General features: G+C 68.3%; 19 protein-coding genes and 1 tRNA gene. 7 read left to right on the top strand and 13 right to left on the bottom strand.

Annotated features, from left to right (window positions below; all coding sequences use genetic code 11):
- Nucleotides 1–208 precede the first annotated feature (208 nt).
- Together MXF70_RS06370 and MXF70_RS06365 are read right to left on the bottom strand one after the other, a co-directional pair.
- Nucleotides 209–772, bottom strand: coding sequence for a DUF420 domain-containing protein (locus tag MXF70_RS06370; RefSeq protein WP_248518162.1), 564 nt, complete (start codon nt 770–772; stop codon nt 209–211).
- A 95-nt stretch (nt 773–867) separates the two neighbouring features.
- Nucleotides 868–1596, bottom strand: a complete 729-nt coding sequence (locus MXF70_RS06365; RefSeq protein WP_248518161.1) for a GNAT family N-acetyltransferase — start codon at nt 1594–1596, stop codon at nt 868–870.
- A 173-nt stretch (nt 1597–1769) separates the two neighbouring features.
- Between MXF70_RS06365 and MXF70_RS06360 the strand changes: the two genes are divergently transcribed.
- The gene (locus MXF70_RS06360; protein WP_248518160.1) at nt 1770–2627 is read left to right on the top strand and encodes a DUF8054 domain-containing protein; all 858 of its coding nucleotides are present in this window, start codon (nt 1770–1772) and stop codon (nt 2625–2627) included.
- 134 nt (nt 2628–2761) lie between these two features.
- Here the strand turns inward: MXF70_RS06360 and MXF70_RS06355 are convergent, their stop codons facing one another.
- The 4 genes from MXF70_RS06355 to MXF70_RS06340 all read right to left on the bottom strand — a co-directional run bounded on the left by MXF70_RS06355 (nt 2762) and on the right by MXF70_RS06340 (nt 6801).
- Nucleotides 2762–4198, bottom strand: a complete 1437-nt coding sequence (locus tag MXF70_RS06355) for a phosphatidylglycerol lysyltransferase domain-containing protein (RefSeq protein WP_248518159.1) — start codon at nt 4196–4198, stop codon at nt 2762–2764.
- Between the two features lies 1 nt (nt 4199).
- Entirely contained in the window at nt 4200–5051 is an 852-nt protein-coding gene (locus MXF70_RS06350; RefSeq protein ID WP_248518158.1) for an ABC transporter ATP-binding protein, read from the bottom strand.
- Between the two features lie 91 nt (nt 5052–5142).
- Nucleotides 5143–6435: an outer membrane protein assembly factor BamB family protein gene (locus MXF70_RS06345; RefSeq protein ID WP_248518157.1), complete on the bottom strand. Its 1293-nt coding sequence runs from the start codon at nt 6433–6435 to the stop codon at nt 5143–5145.
- A gap of 281 nt (nt 6436–6716) precedes the next feature.
- Nucleotides 6717–6801: transfer RNA gene (locus tag MXF70_RS06340), tRNA-Leu, on the bottom strand.
- A gap of 146 nt (nt 6802–6947) precedes the next feature.
- On the opposite strand from MXF70_RS06340, the gene MXF70_RS06335 reads away from it, so the two are divergent.
- The 3 genes from MXF70_RS06335 to MXF70_RS06325 all read left to right on the top strand — a co-directional run bounded on the left by MXF70_RS06335 (nt 6948) and on the right by MXF70_RS06325 (nt 10064).
- Nucleotides 6948–7478 carry a helix-turn-helix domain-containing protein gene (locus MXF70_RS06335; protein ID WP_248518156.1) on the top strand — a complete coding sequence of 177 codons (531 nt, stop codon included), beginning with the start codon at nt 6948–6950 and terminating at the stop codon, nt 7476–7478.
- 410 nt (nt 7479–7888) lie between these two features.
- Nucleotides 7889–8803, top strand: coding sequence for a helix-turn-helix transcriptional regulator (locus MXF70_RS06330; protein WP_248518155.1), 915 nt, complete (start codon nt 7889–7891; stop codon nt 8801–8803).
- Between the two features lie 91 nt (nt 8804–8894).
- Complete coding sequence (locus tag MXF70_RS06325) at nt 8895–10064, top strand: acyl-CoA dehydrogenase family protein (RefSeq protein ID WP_248518154.1); 1170 nt, start codon at nt 8895–8897, stop codon at nt 10062–10064.
- Nucleotides 10065–10104: 40 nt separating this feature from the next.
- Here MXF70_RS06325 and epsC read toward each other — a convergent pair whose 3' ends face one another.
- The gene (epsC, locus tag MXF70_RS06320) at nt 10105–10707 is read right to left on the bottom strand and encodes a serine O-acetyltransferase EpsC (RefSeq protein ID WP_248518153.1); all 603 of its coding nucleotides are present in this window, start codon (nt 10705–10707) and stop codon (nt 10105–10107) included.
- Nucleotides 10708–11010: 303 nt separating this feature from the next.
- Here epsC and MXF70_RS06315 point away from each other — a divergent pair, with 303 nt between their 5' ends.
- A complete protein-coding gene (locus tag MXF70_RS06315; RefSeq protein ID WP_248518152.1) occupies nt 11011–11559 on the top strand; it encodes an HAD family hydrolase in 549 nt (182 codons plus the stop codon).
- 36 nt (nt 11560–11595) lie between these two features.
- Here the strand turns inward: MXF70_RS06315 and MXF70_RS06310 are convergent, their stop codons facing one another.
- Entirely contained in the window at nt 11596–11835 is a 240-nt protein-coding gene (locus tag MXF70_RS06310) for a DUF5822 domain-containing protein (RefSeq protein ID WP_248518151.1), read from the bottom strand.
- Nucleotides 11836–12000: 165 nt separating this feature from the next.
- Here MXF70_RS06310 and MXF70_RS06305 point away from each other — a divergent pair, with 165 nt between their 5' ends.
- The gene (locus MXF70_RS06305; RefSeq protein ID WP_248518150.1) at nt 12001–12315 is read left to right on the top strand and encodes a DUF5779 family protein; all 315 of its coding nucleotides are present in this window, start codon (nt 12001–12003) and stop codon (nt 12313–12315) included.
- Between the two features lie 129 nt (nt 12316–12444).
- Nucleotides 12445–13251: an alanyl-tRNA editing protein gene (locus MXF70_RS06300; RefSeq protein WP_248518149.1), complete on the top strand. Its 807-nt coding sequence runs from the start codon at nt 12445–12447 to the stop codon at nt 13249–13251.
- Nucleotides 13252–13290: 39 nt separating this feature from the next.
- Here the strand turns inward: MXF70_RS06300 and MXF70_RS06295 are convergent, their stop codons facing one another.
- The 5 genes from MXF70_RS06295 to MXF70_RS06275 all read right to left on the bottom strand — a co-directional run bounded on the left by MXF70_RS06295 (nt 13291) and on the right by MXF70_RS06275 (nt 16874).
- Nucleotides 13291–13998, bottom strand: a complete 708-nt coding sequence (locus MXF70_RS06295) for a J domain-containing protein (protein ID WP_248518148.1) — start codon at nt 13996–13998, stop codon at nt 13291–13293.
- A gap of 239 nt (nt 13999–14237) precedes the next feature.
- On the bottom strand, nt 14238–14462 hold the full coding sequence (locus MXF70_RS06290) for a DUF7123 family protein (RefSeq protein WP_248518147.1): 225 nt from the start codon (nt 14460–14462) through the stop codon (nt 14238–14240).
- 111 nt (nt 14463–14573) lie between these two features.
- Nucleotides 14574–14756: a DUF7525 family protein gene (locus MXF70_RS06285; RefSeq protein WP_248518146.1), complete on the bottom strand. Its 183-nt coding sequence runs from the start codon at nt 14754–14756 to the stop codon at nt 14574–14576.
- Between the two features lie 138 nt (nt 14757–14894).
- Entirely contained in the window at nt 14895–15710 is an 816-nt protein-coding gene (gene tbsP, locus MXF70_RS06280) for a transcriptional regulator TbsP (protein WP_248518145.1), read from the bottom strand.
- Between the two features lie 411 nt (nt 15711–16121).
- On the bottom strand, nt 16122–16874 hold the full coding sequence (locus MXF70_RS06275) for a DUF5781 family protein (protein ID WP_248518144.1): 753 nt from the start codon (nt 16872–16874) through the stop codon (nt 16122–16124).
- Nucleotides 16875–17230 lie beyond the last annotated feature (356 nt).

The following is a 17230-nucleotide window of genomic DNA, read 5'->3' as shown; positions in this document are numbered from 1 at the left end:
CAGTTCGTTGCCAACTCGGAAGCCCCCTCCAGTCCCCCTGGGTGGAGTTGAGCGAGCGAAGAACGAGAGGGGATGTCAACCGAGCGTCGCTCCGACGGTCAGCGGCCCGCGGAGTTCCGTGGGTCATCCACGATTCGTCGCTCCTGGGACACCCCATCCGGGCGGTTTGCAGTCGCAAGACAGCCAGTTGCGGAGAGCGCACCTCCGCTCAAAACACGACGTACAGGAACAGATACACGACGACGCCCAGCCCGAAGGAGACGAGCCAGAGCGTGGCCGCGACGCGACCCACTTTCGCGTGCGGGCTCGCCCGGATCTCCGGGATCGACCGCGTCGCGGCGAGCAGCCCGACGTAGTACAACAACGGCACGCAGACCATCGCGAGCAGGATGTGGATCGCCAGCAGCGGGAGGTAGAGGTACAGGTAGATCGCGTCGGGGCCGGGGAACCCGTGAGGGCCGAGCAGCGCGACGCGGTAACAGTAGAGCGCGAGGAAGGCCCCGAACAGTCCAGCAGCGCTCACCATCAGCTTCCGGTGACGGTCGACGTCACCGCGCCGGATCGCCCGCCAGCCCAGCGCGATCGCGGCGATCGCGAGGAGGCTGATCCCGGCGTTGAGGTGGGGAATCAGGTCCAGAAATGCGTCCGGCGCGCTGGGGAGGAGCGCGGTCGGGATCCGCTGGCCGGCGGCGGCGAAGACGAGCGCGAGCGAGACCGTACCGAGGACGGCCGTCGCCGCGCGGACGCGATCGCGGAGAAATGCTCGCAGCATGCGAACGGATTTAGCGGCGAGATAGTTGGGCGTGCCGGTCGCGGACACCCGACCCGGCGAACGGTCAACCGATCGCCGAGTTCCGTCGGGCCTTCTCAGAGGTAGGCGGCGTCCCAGCGCGTCGGCGTCCGGGTGTTGCCACACTCGCCGCACTCCACGCGACCCATCGAGTCCATCGCGGTCGCGAGCGCCTCGCAGTGCCCACATTGGAAGCCGTAGCGCTCGGTGCGATCGGGGTCGCTGAAGACGGTGAAGAAGGGGCCGAGCGAGCCCCGGCTCGTGTCCTCGAGGTCGACGTAGACCTCTCGGCCGTCGTCTTCTAGAACGGTTACGCGCTCGCGGCCCTCGTCGTGGTAGACGTGCTCGGTGTAAGGCGTGCCGTCGATGTCGACCTCGCGCTCGCCGACGTGCTCGAACCCCAGTTCCCGATAGAAGGCGTTGCCGTCGGCGTTGTTCGCGAGGACGAGCCCGCGGACGAGATCGGCACCGTGGTCGGCGAGTCGGTCGGTCACGCGCTCGAAGAGCGTGCGACCGGTGCCGTCGCCGCGAAAGTCCGGGTCGACGTGGATCCAGAGTACGTCGCCGGTGCCGGTTTTGGCCACGAACGCAGCGTCAGCGACGCCGACGACCGTCCCGTCGCGCTCGGCGAGGAGCAGCGTGCGGTGGTCGTCCGCGAACTTGGTTTCGAGCGCGTCGTCGCCGAACCACTCGTCGACGGCGGCCTCGATGGTGCCGGGCCCGAGCGAGTAGGAGGACAGCATGGATCGCTGGACGACGTCGCGGATCGCGTCACCCTCCGCCACCGTGGCCTGGCGTACCTGCATGATCGGCTCGTAGGGCGGGCGGCGGCAAAAAGCCGGGTGTCGGTTCGACGTCGTAGACGACCGTCTACACCTGGAAGGCGCCGGCTACCGGCGAGGGGGAGGGCAGTGAGGAGAGGCAGGCCCGACGGAGCGGAGCGAAACGCCTTCGGACGCTCGCTGTGTTCGTCTGGTCGATGTCTGCCCTCGATCGCATTCGCCGCCCGGAGTACACCGGCGAGAATCGGTGTATGGCGTGTACGTACGTCAATGCGCTCCTGACGGTGTTGTTCACCGCAGCGCTCGTGGCGATCGGGGCACAGCTACTCGGACTCGTCCCCGCGCTCGCGGTGGGCGCAGCGTTCGCCGTGCTGGCCAGCGCGAGCATCTGGCTTCGAGGGTATCTCGTCCCGAAGACGCCGACGCTGACGAAGCGCTACATGCCGGATCGAATGTTGCGCGCGTTCGGCAAGGCGCCACCCGTCGGACCCGGAGGGAGTGCAGCGGCGGAGAACCCCTTCGAGGACAGCGTCGGCGATCCGGATGGAGCCGCAGAGACCGAACAGGAGCGACTACTGCTCGACGCCGGCGCGGTGGAGCCCTGCGAGGACGGCACTGACCTCTGCCTCACCGAAGCGTTCGGCGAGGCCTGGTCGGCCGCACTGACCGACGTCCCGGAGGATCCCGATCCGAGCGTGGCAGCCGTCGAGGTCGGATTCGACGCCGAGGCCATCGGCGTTCGACAGTACGGCGAGGGGACGGTCGTCACCGAGAACTCGCGGCGAATCTTCGAGTGGCCCTCGACCCCGGCGAAGCGCCTGGACGTCGCCGGTGCCCGGATCCTCGCCGACGAGCTGCCGGCGTGGGCGGGGCTGACGCCGCCACAGCGGGCCGCTCTCGTCAACGGACTTCGGGTGTTCGCCGAGGAGTGTCCGGACGGGAGCGAGGCGACGCTGTCGGAGGAGGTCGTCGAGTCGTGTTGCACCAGCCACACCGTCGTGGTGCTGGAGTGTGCGGACTCCGGCGATCGGCTCTTCGAGTGGCGAACGGACTGAGAGTGCGAGTGTGCGAGGGGAGCTGTAGAAAGAAGGACACGAGTGAGAGCAGCAGCGACGGGCGCCGGGTAGAATCGACGACGAGGGGTGACGAGCGAGAGCAACGACGACGGGTAGCGAAGGAGAGCCGCCGGCTACTCGACGTCCCCGCGCTGGTAGCGCGCCTCCCACCGTGGCCCGGCCCGCCGGCCGAGCACGGTTCCGATCGCACCGAGGGCGAGCGCAGTCACGGCGACCGCGCCGAGCAGCACCGCCCCCGGCGACGGAACGACGAGCCCGACGACCAGCAGCGGTGCGACCGGCACGAGCACCGCTGCGCCGAAGGCCGTGAACAGCAGTGTGTCGAAGAGGAACTCGTTGGGCTGGAGCCCAGCGAGGAAAGCGGTCAGCCCGCCGACGTACTGGTGGACTCCGACGAACAGCAGGACGCCGAACGCGGCGTCGGTGGGCGTCGTGCCGAGCCAGGCGAGCGCGACGAGTAGTGCGGCGACGCCGGTGGGCAGCCCGACGAGCGCCAGCGCGCGGCGCTTGGCTGCGATCACGTCGCCGATCGAGAGCGGGAACCGCCGATAGGACGGCGCGTCGGCGGCGGTCGTCAGCCAGTTGTAGCTCGTGAACGCCGAGAGTCCGAGCAGTGGGCCGAAGGTCAGCCCGGCCTGGGGATCGACGCCGGCGATCTGGCTGACGAGCGCGACGACGCCACCGGCGACGGCGAGCAGGACGGTTGCGGAGAACGCGATCGTTCCGAGCCCGCCCGCCGAGCGGGACAGTTCGAGCAGCGAGCGCGCGACGAGTCCGCGCTCGTCGCCGACGCGATCGGCCAGGGCGTCGAGCGCCGGCTCGCGCGTTCGAGCGGGGCGGGGCTCGCTGCGACCGAGTCCGGCGAAACCGACCGTCGCGGTGATCGCGATCCCGACGACCGTCCCGGCGACCGCCAGGAGCGAGGGGTCGGCGTAGAGCCCGTAGGGGGACGCAGCGGCGATCGGGAGGCCCATCCAGATTCCGGCGCCGACCGCAGCGAGCACGCCGGTCGCGAGGAGCTTCCCAGAGACGCCTCGCTGGACGAGCGCGATGATCGCGGTCGTCGTCGCGAGGCCGAGTGCGAACGTCGCAGGCAGCGAGACGACCAGCTTCGGGGCCGCGGCGAGCAGCGCGTCTTCATAGAGCAGTCCCGCGGGAACGAACGCCACCGCGAGCGGCAGGAAGATCAAGAGCGTGTAGAAGACGAGGTCTCGCAGCAGGAACGCCGCGATCATCCGGCTCCGCGAGAGCGGCAGGTGGTGCCACGTCGACATGAGGAGCGAAATCTCGCCGAGCACCCGCTCCAGCGCGTCCTGTGCGACGAGACCCATCGAGCCAGTCTGGAGGCCGAAGGCGAAGACCAGCGCGTGGAGCCCCGCGATCGCGACGGCGACCTCGACGCCGGCCCAGGCGAGCGCGGCGACCGCAGAGGCCGCCAGCGAGGCGACGACGACCGGGAACGCGGCGAATCGCCAGCCGCCGAAGAGACGGGCGTGGAGGCGCCACTCCTCGCGGAGCATCGCCCCGAACAGAGCGCGGTTCGCCGACATGTTATCGACCGTCGTCGCCGTCGGGTGCGTCGGCGTTCGAGCTGCTGGCCTGGGGCGCCGCGGCAGCGGCGCCGCCCGCGCCGTCGGCAGCGGCATCCGGTTCGGCGTCGGCAACAGCGGCCCCGGCATCCACGGCAGCGTGGTCCCCTTCCACGGCTTCGAGGAACTCGTCGAGGAGGGTTCGGTCCGGTGCGAGATCGGTAGGGGTGCGTTCCGCGACCAGCCGGCCGTTGTGGACGATCCCGACGGTCGTGCAGACCTCGGCGGCGACCTCGACGTGGTGAGTCGAGAGCACGACGGCGTTCTCCGCGGCGTAGTCGACGAGCGCCTCCTTCACGCGCTCCTGCACGATGGGGTCGAGGTTCGCGAGCGGCTCGTCGATGAACACCGCGTCGGGCTCGTGGAGGAAGGCGGCGGCTATCATCACCTTCTGCTGGTTCCCCCGCGAGCAGTCGGACGCGATCGTGTCGAGGTGCTCGGTCAGCCCGAGCCGGCCCGCCCACTCCCCGACGCGGCGATCGAGCACCGCGTCGTCGATCCCGCGGACGCGCCCGACGAAATCGAAGAACTCCCGCGGCGTGAGAAAGGAGGGCGGGGACTCCTTCTCCGGCAGGACGCCGACGCGCTCGCGGACGCCGATCGGATCCTCGCTGGGATCGACGTCGAGCACGCTCGCGCTCCCGCCGTCGGCCTCGAGCTGGCCGGTCAGGAGTTCGATGGCGGTGGTTTTGCCGGCGCCGTTTGGCCCGAGCAGTCCGTAGAGTTCGCCGGCCTCGACGGTAATCGAGAGGCCGTCGACCGCGGCGAGATCGCCGAAGGACTTCTGCAGGTCCTCTGCCTGGATTGCACTCATGGAGTGTGGTGGGCACTGACAACCGAAGAAACTCCCGGCCGCGGAGATCGGCACGACTCGGTCGAGAGCTCCGCGACCCACACGTCGCCATCTACTCGCGGAGTGCGTACGTCCACTGGGAGTCGGTCACGTAGGCGGTGCCCCCGGTGACAGTCGGTGCGGAGGCGATCCCAAACTCCGTCTGGGAGCGCCACAGTTTCGAACCGTCTCCGGCGTCGAGCGCATAGAGGCGAGCGTCCTCACAGCCGACGTAAACGATGCCGTCGGCGACGGTCGGTGAGGAGTTCACGTAGTCAGGTGCCTCGTAGGACCAGGTCGTGGAGCCGTCGGCAGCGTCGATCGCGAACACGTTAGGCTCGTTCCGGGCGCTGATCGCGATGTACACGGTGCCGTCCGCGACGGCGGGGGCGGCCCCGATACCGACGCCGAACTCGACGTCCCACACTGTCGATCCGTCGGCAGCGTCCAGCGCACGAAGGAACCCGCCGCCCGCGACGTAGACCGTCCCGTCGACCACTGCGGGCGCGTTCTGGAGAATGCCAGTGAACTCGCGCCACCACTCGCGGCTGCCGTCCGCGACCGCGAGGGCGTAGCAGTTCCCCGCCCCCGTCGGAACGTAGACGGTTCCGTCGACGACTGCTGGAGAGGCCTTGACGGCTGACTCCGTCTCGTACTCCCACTCGAGGCTTCCATCCGAACGATTCACGGCGTAGACGCGCCGGGCCATCGAGCCGTACACGATCACGTCCCCGGCTGGCGTCGGGGCGCCGACACCTGCGGTGCCGAGGTCGGTCTCGGGCTCGTGAACCCACAGCTCGCTGCCGTCCTCGGCGTCGAGGGCGTACAGACCGCGGCGGCTGCCGACGTACACCGTGCCGTCCGAGACGACGGGTGTGGTCGTGATATCGCCCGTCTGGTACCCCCAGAGCTTGGACCCGTCTCCCCGGGACCGAGCGTGCACGTTCGCCGCCCCGCCGACGTAGACGGCGTCGCCGACGACAGTCGCGGAGGCCGTCGACGGGCTCCCCTGCTGGAACCGCCACTGCTCTGAGGGTGTCTCGGTCGGCCCCGTCGCGTCTGGGTGGGTTCCCGTCTGTGCCCGGTCGTAGCGATAGAGCGGGACGTCCGGGCCAGACGACCCCGCGACCGGTCCCGAGTCGTCACCGTCGTCGGCGTCGTCGCTGCCATCGCTTCCGTCGGCGCCCTGATCGCCAGTCCCGTCGTCGGATCCACTGCCAGCCGAGTCGTCTCCGTCGCCGGAGCCGTCGTTCAGACAGCCAGCGAGGCCGCTCGCCAGGATCCCGGTGGCCGCGAGCAACCGTCGTCGGGTGACGACACCATCGCGTCGTGATCCCCCGCCCTCCGATCGGTCCGCGTCGGTCATGGTTCGATCTCCGATCGTCAGCGGGGGTGCATATACGTGCAGCCTAGGTACTTGGTGACCCGCCGGGCGATCGCGGGTGACAGGGCGGGAATCGTCGATTCGAGGAGTGTATCGCCGAGCGACCCGCTCTTCGGAAAACGGTGTAGTGTGGGAGCGGATTTGAACCGGAGCAAGACGGTCCCGGGCATGCGGCGCGCGAGGCGCGTCGGTCCGAGCCGCGACTACAGGGCTCAAACCGGCCGCCCATACCTGCCGCTCGCGAACGTAGCTCGCGGCAGGAATGCGTGGGACCGGATTTGAACCGGCGGACCCCTACGGGACAGCGCCCTCAACGCTGCGCCGTTGGCCTGGCTTGGCTACCCACGCGCAAGTGAATCGACGCATCCGAACCTTGCCCACCGGTTGGTAAAAGCACTTTCGTTTGGACCCACGCCGGGATCACAGGAGGGAGTGCCATCACTAGCGCGGCTTGACGGCGTACCCTTAAATAGGGCGAGCCGATAGCGGTGGTCATGGCCAAGTACTCGACGGGTAGCTCCGGGGGTTCGGGCGACGGCGACGCCTGCGAACTCTGCGGAGCGGAGACCGACTCGCTCCGGGAAGCGACGGTGGCCGGCGCCCAGCTGCTCGTCTGTCGGGACTGCGCGCCACACGACGACGCGGCGAAGACGCAGTCCAGATCGAGCAACGAACAGGACGACAGCGGCGGCCGCGAGGACACCGAGTCCGACCGGAAGCGCAAGGCGGCCCAGAACGCCGCGAAAGCGAGCAACGTCTGGGACGGCGACTCGTCCCACTGGGAAGAGGAAGGCACCGCCTACGACGACGACCCGCTTCCCTACCTCGTCACGGGCTACGGCGAGGCGCTGACCGAGGCGCGCCAGGACGCCGGACTCCAGCGTGAGGAGCTCGCCGAGGAGATGGAGTTCGAGGAGTCCGTACTGCTCGCGATCGAGCAGGGGCGGGCGACCCAGGCCGGCGTGCCCGGATCGATCGTGCGCGCGCTGGAAGAGCGACTCGGCGTCGACCTCGTCGAGGAGTAGCTACGAACGGCGGACCGAGTTCGATCGCGTCGGTGCTACTGGTGTTCCAAATGGAGGCGTGGATCAACCGCGAAAAGCGGAGCGAATCTGCAGCCGGTGGACCACGGTAGCGACTGGAGGGCCAACGGTCAGCGGGCAGGGGACGGTGGGCGTCAGCGACCCACCGGAGGGATCCCGTTGCTGCAGTTCACTACTAGACCACGGACACCATAGTATTTATCATTCCACTTACCATAGTCTTCTCCAGAGCGGCTGGAACGTTCCAGTCAGCCGGGAGTGGCGGTCGATCGGCCGATGGACGCACCGGAGAGATTGACCCATTTTCTGACGTATCGTACACGAACAACCGTCACCAATCTCCATAGCGGCCATCCACCATAGCTATGTGCGACGGGGCGAAACCGGCGGGCATGACAGGTGCAGTCGCCTTCGTGCTGGGATCGACAGCACGACGCGAAGTGTTGCTGCGACTCGCCGACGGCGACGACAGCGGCCGGGACGTCGTCGTCGCCTGTGACGCGAGCGAGTCCGCCGTCTACGACGCGCTCGGGCGGCTGGCGGATCGGGGGTTCGTCGCGGAGACCGACGAGGGCGACTGGGGACTGACGGGTGCCGGGCGGCTCGTGGCCGACACGGTGCAACGGTGTGAGCGCCTCGACGGCGTGATCGGCGGAGACACCGAGTACTGGGCGAACCACGATCCGACCGGACTGCCGGCGTCCTTTCGCCGGTCGATCGACCGGCTCGAGTGCTGTGACGTCGTCCGTTCGCCGGACACCGATCCCTATCGTGCGGCACGCCGCGTCGAGCGAGCGATCGAGGAGGCACGCACCGTCGCCATCGTCGCGCCCGTCTACAGCGATCGCCACGCCGAAGCGCTCCTCGGGAGCGACGCGGAGCGTAGCCGTCTCGTGATGACGCCCCAGATGGCGAGCCGCGTGGTCGAAGACGAGCCCGCGGGCCCGGACGCCGACCTCGGCGACCTCTCGATACGCGTCCAGAGCGCCGGGATCTCGATGACGGTGACCGACGAGCGCCTCCTCTTCTCGCTCCCGACGCCGGCGGGTAGCTTCGACGCGACGTCCGAGGTCGTCGCCGATGGCGACGCCGCCATCGAGTGGGGCCGCAGTCTCTTCGAACAGTACTGGGAGCGCGGCACACCCGTCGGTCAGTGGCTCGCCACCGAGCATCCCCACGCCGCGACGCCGGGCCAGATACAGGACACGGCCGAGATCGACGATGCGGGTCCGAGCAGTTCCGACGATGGGGGCGTCCTCGGACGCACCGGGGACGTGGAGACGAGTGGGCCAGTGGACGACGAGTAGCGACACCACGCACCGGATCGGTGCACGCCCCGCCGGGATCGGCCACGACGATCGCCTCAACGATTATCCCGTCGTCGGCGCAAGGGGCAGTATGCAGCTGACCGAGGAGCAGCGTGCGATGCGTGACGTCGTCCGGGAGTTCGCTGTCGAGGAGCTACGGCCCGCCGACCGCGAGGCCGACGAGACCGAATCGTTCCCGGAGGACGTCTGGGACGACCTCTCAGATCTCGATCTGACCGGGCTCGCCGTCCCCGAGGAGTTCGGCGGCGTCGACGCGGACCGTGTGACCTACGCCGTCTGCAACGAGGCCGTCGCCTACGGCTCGCTCTCGATCGCGACAGCACTCTCCGTCCACGGCCTGGCGTGTAGCTGTATCGACGCGTTCGCCAGCGACGACCAGCGCGAGCGCTGGCTTCCCGAGATGGCGACTGGCCGCCCCGTCGGGGCGTTCGCGCTCTCCGAACCCGGCGCGGGCTCGAACCCCGCCCAGATGAGCACCGTCGCCCGCCGAAATGGCGATACGTACGTGCTCGACGGCGAGAAGCAGTGGATCACCAACGCGACCCGCGCGGGCGTGGCGATCGTCTTCGCGAAGGCCATCCCGGAGGGCGCCCCCGAGGGCGCCGGACCCGACGACGTCGACGGCGAGACCGTCACGCAGTTTCTCGTCCCGACGGACGCGGATGGGTTCGACGTCGGCAAGCCGGAGTCGAAGCTGGGACTCCGGGGGTCCGACACCGCACCGATCACCCTCGACGGCGTCGAGATTCCGGCAGAGAATCGACTCACGGAGGAGGGCCGCGGGCTCGCCGCAGCGTTCGAGATCCTCACCGGTGGCCGGGTCGCCATCGCTGCCCAGGCGGTGGGACTCGCGGACGCAGCGCTCGACGACGCTACCGCGTACGCCCAGGAACGCGAGCAGTTCGACGGCGCGATCGCAGACATCCAGACGATCCGGCACAAGCTCGCAGAGATGCGCACCCAGCTCGAGGCGGCGCGGCTTCTGACGCGAGAGGCCGCCCGGAAGCTCGAAGCCGGGACCGAGGACGCGGCGATGGCTGCGAGCATGGCGAAATACTTCGCCAGCGAGGCGGCGATGACGGTCACGAACGAGGCCGTCCAGATCCACGGCGGCTACGGCTACGTCCAGGAGTTCGACGTCGAACGCTACTACCGCGACGCGAAAGTCACCGAGATCTACGAGGGAACGACCCAGATTCAAAAGGAGATCGTCGCCCGACACGTGCTCGACGAACAGTGAGGTTCCGGCGACGACCGACCCGATCGGCGTCGAAACCGAATCACGACCGCCTGCAACGCGGCGGTGATCGATCGTCGCGATCCTCCCCAGTCGGCGCCGCGGGCACTCCGACGACGGTCTCGTCGGGAGGGACGTCGTCGACGACGACTGCACCCGCTCCGATGGCCGCGCCGTCGCCGACCTCGATCGGGCCGAGGAGGGTCGCACGCGCGCCGAGCGTGACGCCATCGCCGACGGTCGGATGGCGCCGGACGGCTGAGTGGCGACCCGCCCGATCATCGACGTTCGGCGGGGCACCGTGGCCACCCGATCGTGACCCGAGCGTCACGCCGTGGTAGCAGACGACATCGTCGCCGATTGTCGCGGTCTCGCCCACGACGACGCCGTGGCCGTGATCGATCACGACGCGCTCGCCGATATCCGCGCCGGGATGGAGTTCGACGCCGGTGAGGAGGCTCGCGAGCGTGCCGAGCACGCGGGCGAGTAGCCGGTGCTGCCGAGCCCACAGCCAGCTCGTGAAGCGATGCGTCCAGCGAGCCCACAGCCCGGGCGAGGTGAAGACGGCTTCGAGCGGCCGCTCCGTGGCGGGATCGCGCTCGACGATCGCCCGGACGTCGGCTCGCAGCCGGTCACGGCGCGCCATCGCTCGAAGGGCTCGCGTCCTGGCTCCGGGAGGGGACCTCGAGGCACCGGGACGTGGCCTCGCGGCGTCGGGGGCCGTCGCGGCTCCGGGGCTGGACCGTCGAGGAGCACCGGCAACAACAGGTGACCCCACGCTCGCGGGATCCCTGACTCGCGGTGCGCCCAGCGGTGACGGTCCGGGGCATGATCCGAGGTAGGCCGAGCCGCCCCTAAAGCGTTACTTCGGGCCTGCAGTCATCGGACCGCAACGAACCACCGCCCGCGATCGACAACGATTAGACGGCACTGGCGAGTACGAGTGCACGTGAGCCACGAGTTCGAGGCCAGAGTGTTCGACCTCGACGGCACGCTGGTCCGCCTCGACGTGGACTGGGACGCCGCCGTGAGCGACGTTCTGGCCGTCTACGAGAACGCCGGCGTCGACGTCGATCCCGACCGCGGCCTCTGGGATCTCGTCGAGACGGCCGGCCGGCACGCCATCCGCGAGGACGTCGAGGCGGTGCTCTCCGAGCGCGAGATCGCAGGCGCCGAGGAGTCCGAGCGGCTGCCCCTCGCCGACGAAGTCGACTCGACGCGGGATCCGATCGGCGTCTGTTCGCTGAACTGCGAGGCCGCCGTCGAGGCGGCGCTCGAGAAACACGGACTCGCACGCTACGTCAACACGATCGTCGCTCGCGACAGCATTCACGAGCAAAAGCCTGAGCCAGAGCCACTGCTGGAGATTCTCGAACGCATGGGCGCGACCCCCGTGTCGACGGTGTTCATCGGCGATTCCGACAGCGACGAGCAGGCGGCCCACCGCGCCGGCATTCCGTTCCAGTGGGTCGAGGACCGCCTCGACAGTCGCCGGTAGCGGCCCTCTGTCGTCGGATGACCGCGGACGGCCGGATTACTCTGCCTCGATTCGCCGACGCTCCAGGAGAAAGACCGCGATCGCCGTCAGGAACCACACGATCGCACCGATACGAATCGCGAACGCGACGCGCTCGTTCCACGTCGGAAGCGCGAACGGAATCGAGAGCAGCGCCACGAGCGGGGCGCCGACCACGATCGTGTAGACGAACGTGAGCTGCATCACGCGCCCGTAGTCGACCCCCTCCGGATCCGTGGTTTCGACGGGCTCGGGCACGTGGGGTCGTCGTTCGTGCAGGTATAAGGGCGGTGCGTTTCGCGTGCGGACGGCCGCCGCGAGCGCTGGGTGACGTCGCTCGTCGACACCTGGCCGCCCGTCGACGGACACGGCGACGCCCCCGCTGACGGTGGGTTTTTGCGAGGGGAGCGCGACTCCCGCCACATGAGCGAGTTCGACCTCGATCTGCGGGCCGTCGAGGAACACATCGACGAGGCCGAAGACGGCGAGGACGACAGCGGCGGCGGGCGCATCGTGCTCGACGTGCTCGATGGCACGACCGCGGACGACGAGTGGATCGAGCTGATCCAGACGGGGAACGTCCTCGTCTTGAACGTCGAGGGCGACGTGAACAAGCTCGCGTCCGGGTTCGCCCGTGAGATCCGGGACGCCGGGGGCGATCTCGTTCACTTCCGCGGATTCCTGATCGTCGCGCCCCCAGGGATCGACGTCGATCGCGAACGGCTGCAGTCCGACTGAGCGCGAGCGACTGTTGGGAGGCCTGCGCTCCGAGTGCCCATCAAAGTCCGAGTATCCGCAGACCGAACCTACAGACAGAGACCCAGCAGCGACGGCATCCTGAAGTATCGAGCCCGCGCAGTGACCGGTATGACGGCGACGCCGTATCTCGCGGACCCCTACCGGCGAACGATCGAGGCCACAGTCGAGCGCAGTCTCGACGACCGCGTCGTGCTGGATCGAACCATCTGCTACCCCGAGGGCGGCGGGCAGCCAGCCGACCGCGGAACGCTGACTCTCGCGGAGGACGGAGAGGGAGACGGACAAACGGACAGGGAAGGCCGAGGAGCAGGCGACGGCGCGGAATCGGCGGGCTGGCGGATCGTCGACGTCCAGAAGCGGGACACGATCTACCACCACCTCGAACCGGTCCACACCGACGATCGTGCCGACGCCAGCGACGGCTCGGTATCGGCACCGCCCGAAGGCGCGACCGTCGCAATCGAACTCGACTGGGACCGCCGATACGCCCACATGCGCTATCACACTGCCCAGCACCTGCTCTCGCGAGTGCTGATCGACGATAATGCCACGACGGAAGGGAACCAGCTCTACGCGGACGGCGCGCGCATCGACTGTGCGAAGGATCGGTTCTCGGATGCCGAACTTGCAGAGGTCGAGGACCGGGTAAACGCGCTGATCGAGGACGATCGACCCGTCGAGTGGTACGAACTCGATCGCGCGGTCGCCGAGGAGCGCCTCGATCCCGAACGGACGCGGATCGAGCTCCTCCCGGACTCCATCACGGAGATCCGCATCGTCGAGATCGAGGAGTTCGACCGGACGGCGTGTGCGGGGACGCACGTCGAAGCCACCGGGGAGTGCGGCCGCTTCGAGCTGACGGGCCGCGAGAGCAAAGGTGGCGACGTCGAGCGGCTCCGGTTCGAGCTGTCGTAGCCGCGGCGGCAACGGGAGTACATCCGCCGATCGGTTCGGTTACTGGAAGGGCGTGCGGTCGAGGGCCGATCGCGCGTCGTAGTCGAGGGCGAACTCGACGCGGCGTGCCGGCCCCGCCGAAGACTGCTGATCGTAAACCACGGTGTCGACGGCGACGTCCTCGGGTAGTTCGCGGCTCAAGAGGAACGATCGAGCGGTCTCGCCGGGATCGAGCTCCACGTCGTCTCCGCGCCAGCGATCGGGGAGTCGGCGCTGTTTGGGACGGTAGACCGAGGGAAGGTACCGATCGCCGTGCGATCCCACGAAGCGAACCCGGCGTGCCTGCCAGGTGACGGGCTCGCCGGTCTCGTTGGTGATCCGGAAGGAGGCGCCGACGCGCCGCCCGGGATCGACGACGTGCGTGGGGAGAAGCTCCTCCGTGGCCAGCCGGTCGGTCAGCGCGGTGAGTCGCACGACGAGACCGTCGGCCTCCGCGACGAGTTCGAGCCCGTCGTCCCCGCGGACAGCCTCGCCAGAAACCTCGACGCGCTGGCGCGTCGCGCTGACGGTCTGCCCGCCGTCGGAGAGTGCGTCGGTGATCGAGCCGCCGTCGACGATGCGCTCGTAGGCGTTCTTGATCCGGAGGAACTGCTCGGTGGAGCCACCCTGATCGGGGTGGTGCTCCATCAAGAGCTCCCGGTACGCCGAGCGGACTGTCGCCTCGTCCGCGTCGGGCTGCACGCCGAGCACGCGGTGGGGCTCCGCCATCTACTAACACGTGCTACCACAGCCGCATATAATTTTCCGTTAGAATACAATGTATAATGCCCCCTAGAAACTTATTCAGCGACTATTTAAGCGGTAGAAACGTTCGATGCCAGAGGTGCTCCAGAGGACGCGGCCGGACCAGAACGACGTCAGCGACCGCTGATCCGGGCGGTGGTTCGAAACGACGGAAGACGTCGAACGGAAGAGGTGGTGACGGAAAGTGAGAGGGAGAGAGAACGCTATCGAGGAGTGACCTTCCAGGTCGTCGAGCGCGCACGGCCCCACTTCTCGATGTCGATGTCCTCTGTCTTCTCGTCCAGTTCGGGGAGGCGTACGCCGACCTCTTTGGAGGAGAGCCCGAGCGCCTCGGCGATGTTGCGCGAGCGGAAGTAACGCTCCCCGCGTGCGGCGCTATCGTGGAGATACGCGACGATGCGCCGCTCGGCTTCCGTAAACTGTGCCATCGTGGAGTATCTAGCAGCGGGATCGGCTTAACGCTTCCTTCCGCGGTGACTCTCGAACGGCCACAGAGCGGCTCTCGGGCCGTCGGTAGCGGTTCGGTGGCCGAAAGGGAGCTACTCGGCGTAGGCGTGGATCGCGACGACCGCGAGACAGCCCGCGGCGACAGCGCCGGCAAAGCCCGCGGCCGCGAGGTTCGTCGACGCCTCGGCGCCGAGCATCGCTCCGGCGCCCGCCATGGCGATGAGAACGAAGAAGATCCCCAGGCCCACGCTCCGGTCCGTACTCGTCGTCTCCATGGGAACCGCTTCCGGTGGCGCCAACTTAGGTCTTGTCAGTGGGCGATCGTGGCGAGACGTCGACGCCGAGCCACGGTGCTCGACCGTCAGAAGCGCAAAAAGAGTCCGCAGAACGATCCGATCCCGCCCATCGCGGCGTCAGTTCAGGACCGTCTGGGCCGCGGCAGCGACCTGGTCCGGTTCGGCGTCGCGGAGGCGCTCATCAGAGAGCGTCAGGCGGAGTCGCGGGCGGCCGACCTCGATCGGGACCTTCTCGGTCTCGATGAGTCCGGCGTCCTCGAGCGTCGACTTCGTCCGGGAGAACGTCGCCTTGCTGGCGACGCCGGTGTCCTCGCCCCACCGACTGATGTCGTAGAGCAGCGCCTCGTTCTTCGCGGCGGCGAGGAGACTCACCGTCACCTCGTCGAGATCGTCGTCGTCACCGCGGGCGGTCTCGAGGGAGTCGAGCATCCCCGAGAAGTCCTTCTGGACGCCCGCGCCGAGATCGCCTTCGAGCTCCTCGCGGACCGAGGACATCGGCGGTGTGCGAAGCGAGTACTCGTCGGCCCGCTCCCAGCGGTCCTCGACGGTTGCGCGGGCCGCTTCGACCAGATCGGCCTCGTCGGAGCGGAGTCCGCCGACGCGCGTGCCGGCGTCGACGAGCGACGTCACGCAGCCGTTCGCGATCACGGTCGGTGTCGCGTCGGGATCGGCCGCGACGTGGAGCGTGAGGCGACCCGACGCGACGTGGTCGGCGGCCTCGCTCGCGACGAGGAAATCCTCGAAGACCGTCTTGAACGCGTTCTCGTCGGCGAGGAGCCGTATTTCGGGGGTTTCCTCGCTCGCGGAGAGGGCGTCGACGACCGCACTGACGACGCTCGCTGACGCGTCGGCGACGTAGAGCGGCCCGTCGTCCTCGCCGAAGACGCGTTGCAGTACACCGTCGATCCGGTCGTCGTAGACGTTCCGTACCATCACGTGCTTTTGTTATTTATCCACATATTTAATTTTTGTTGCTAAAGTGCGATTGTTGGATTCAATCCATCCTGAATTAACCTCTATTCGCACGTACCGAACACGCAACGATTTCGAACGATCGAATCCGGCCCAGTGAGCGCGCCTTGGATTTCGGGCTGCTGCCAACAACGGCTCCCGGACAGAGATCCGGGCTGGCAATCCCGATCTGGCGTCACTGCTCTACTTGAATACCGGCGCGATAGGGATTAATATTTGTGGCCAGATTATCGTTCGTGAGAGCGCACTGGCGCAGTCGGGCGGCGTGGCGGACCGCATTTGAAGACGACGCTGGGGCTGGCGAGTATCAGAGCGGTCGGTTCGTCGCTAGTGGGTCGGCACGGCCAAACCGTCGATCACCGGCGTATCGAGTCAGTCCGCTGCCTGCGCGCTCTCGGTGGCGTACTCCCGCGTCACGTCCACCAGCGCCTGTCGGTACTCGCGCTGGTCCGGATCCGGCGCCAGCTCCCGGAACTGTCGCTTGAACTGGTCCAGCGCGACGTTCGGTGCGTCCTTCGCCGCCGCGTGCGCGAGGTCGTAGAGTCGGTGGTTCGCGTCGACGAGATCGTGGCGCTCGACGATCGCCAGCCCGAACGCCGCGTGGACGGCCGTCAGGTCGGGATCCGCACCGACGTCGTCGGGCCGTGCCCCGTCTCGCGGCGGATTCGGTCGGTCGGCAACGCCTGCGGCAAGCCGGGACTCGAGGAAGGAAACCAGCCGGTCCGGCGGCCCGACGGAGAGGGTCACGTCGTCGGCGTAGATGTCCTTCATGTGGTTGGCGATCTGGTAGCAGTGGGCGACCTTCCGGCGCTCGACGGAGTGGCCCGAGAGCGCGAGGAAGAGCGCCTCGTCCGTCGACTGCGTGTGCGATACGTGCCCCTCCTCGTTGCGCACCATGTGTGCGTACTCGTGGAGAGCGAGCGGCCGCGCCATCGCACTCGTCGCCGCCTGACGCGAGATGTTGAGCACGTGCCGCTCCTCGTCGTGGGCGGTCCACGTGCGCTCGTCGGGACTCTCTCGAACCCTGACCTCGACGGGCAAGTCGAGATCGTGCTCGGTCTCGAGGAGGTCCCGCGCCGAGAGGAACGGACCCGGGGACGCCGGACCGCGAACGCGCACGTCCATCAGACACAGGCACGGGATCGAGCGACTTGACGGTGTTGGCGGTTCCGAACACTGAGAGGATTGCGAACGACGGCGGAGATGGCTGAGAGGAGGTGCCTCATTGCGGGTTGCTGGTAACGGAACTCCTCGCATCTGCAACGACAAACCGCCTGGAAGCCCCCTCCCGCTCGACGCAGCTACCTCGCTGTGCTCCTCGGCTCGCTCCGCTCGCCTGCGGTGCTTGCGTCGGTACCTGCGACGAGCGGTCGGCCCCTTCCAGTCCCACCCGGAGCGGTGTCGCGGTTATATGCCGGTGGATAGGTTCGGGTCGCGAAACCCCGGTGGTCGGTGGCCCGGAGCGTCGCGGTGGGCGGGGG

Origin of the sequence: Salinarchaeum laminariae, assembly GCF_023204835.1 — an archaeon.
Lineage (GTDB): Archaea > Halobacteriota > Halobacteria > Halobacteriales > Salinarchaeaceae > Salinarchaeum > Salinarchaeum laminariae.
This window is presented reverse-complemented; position numbering and strand designations above follow the sequence as displayed.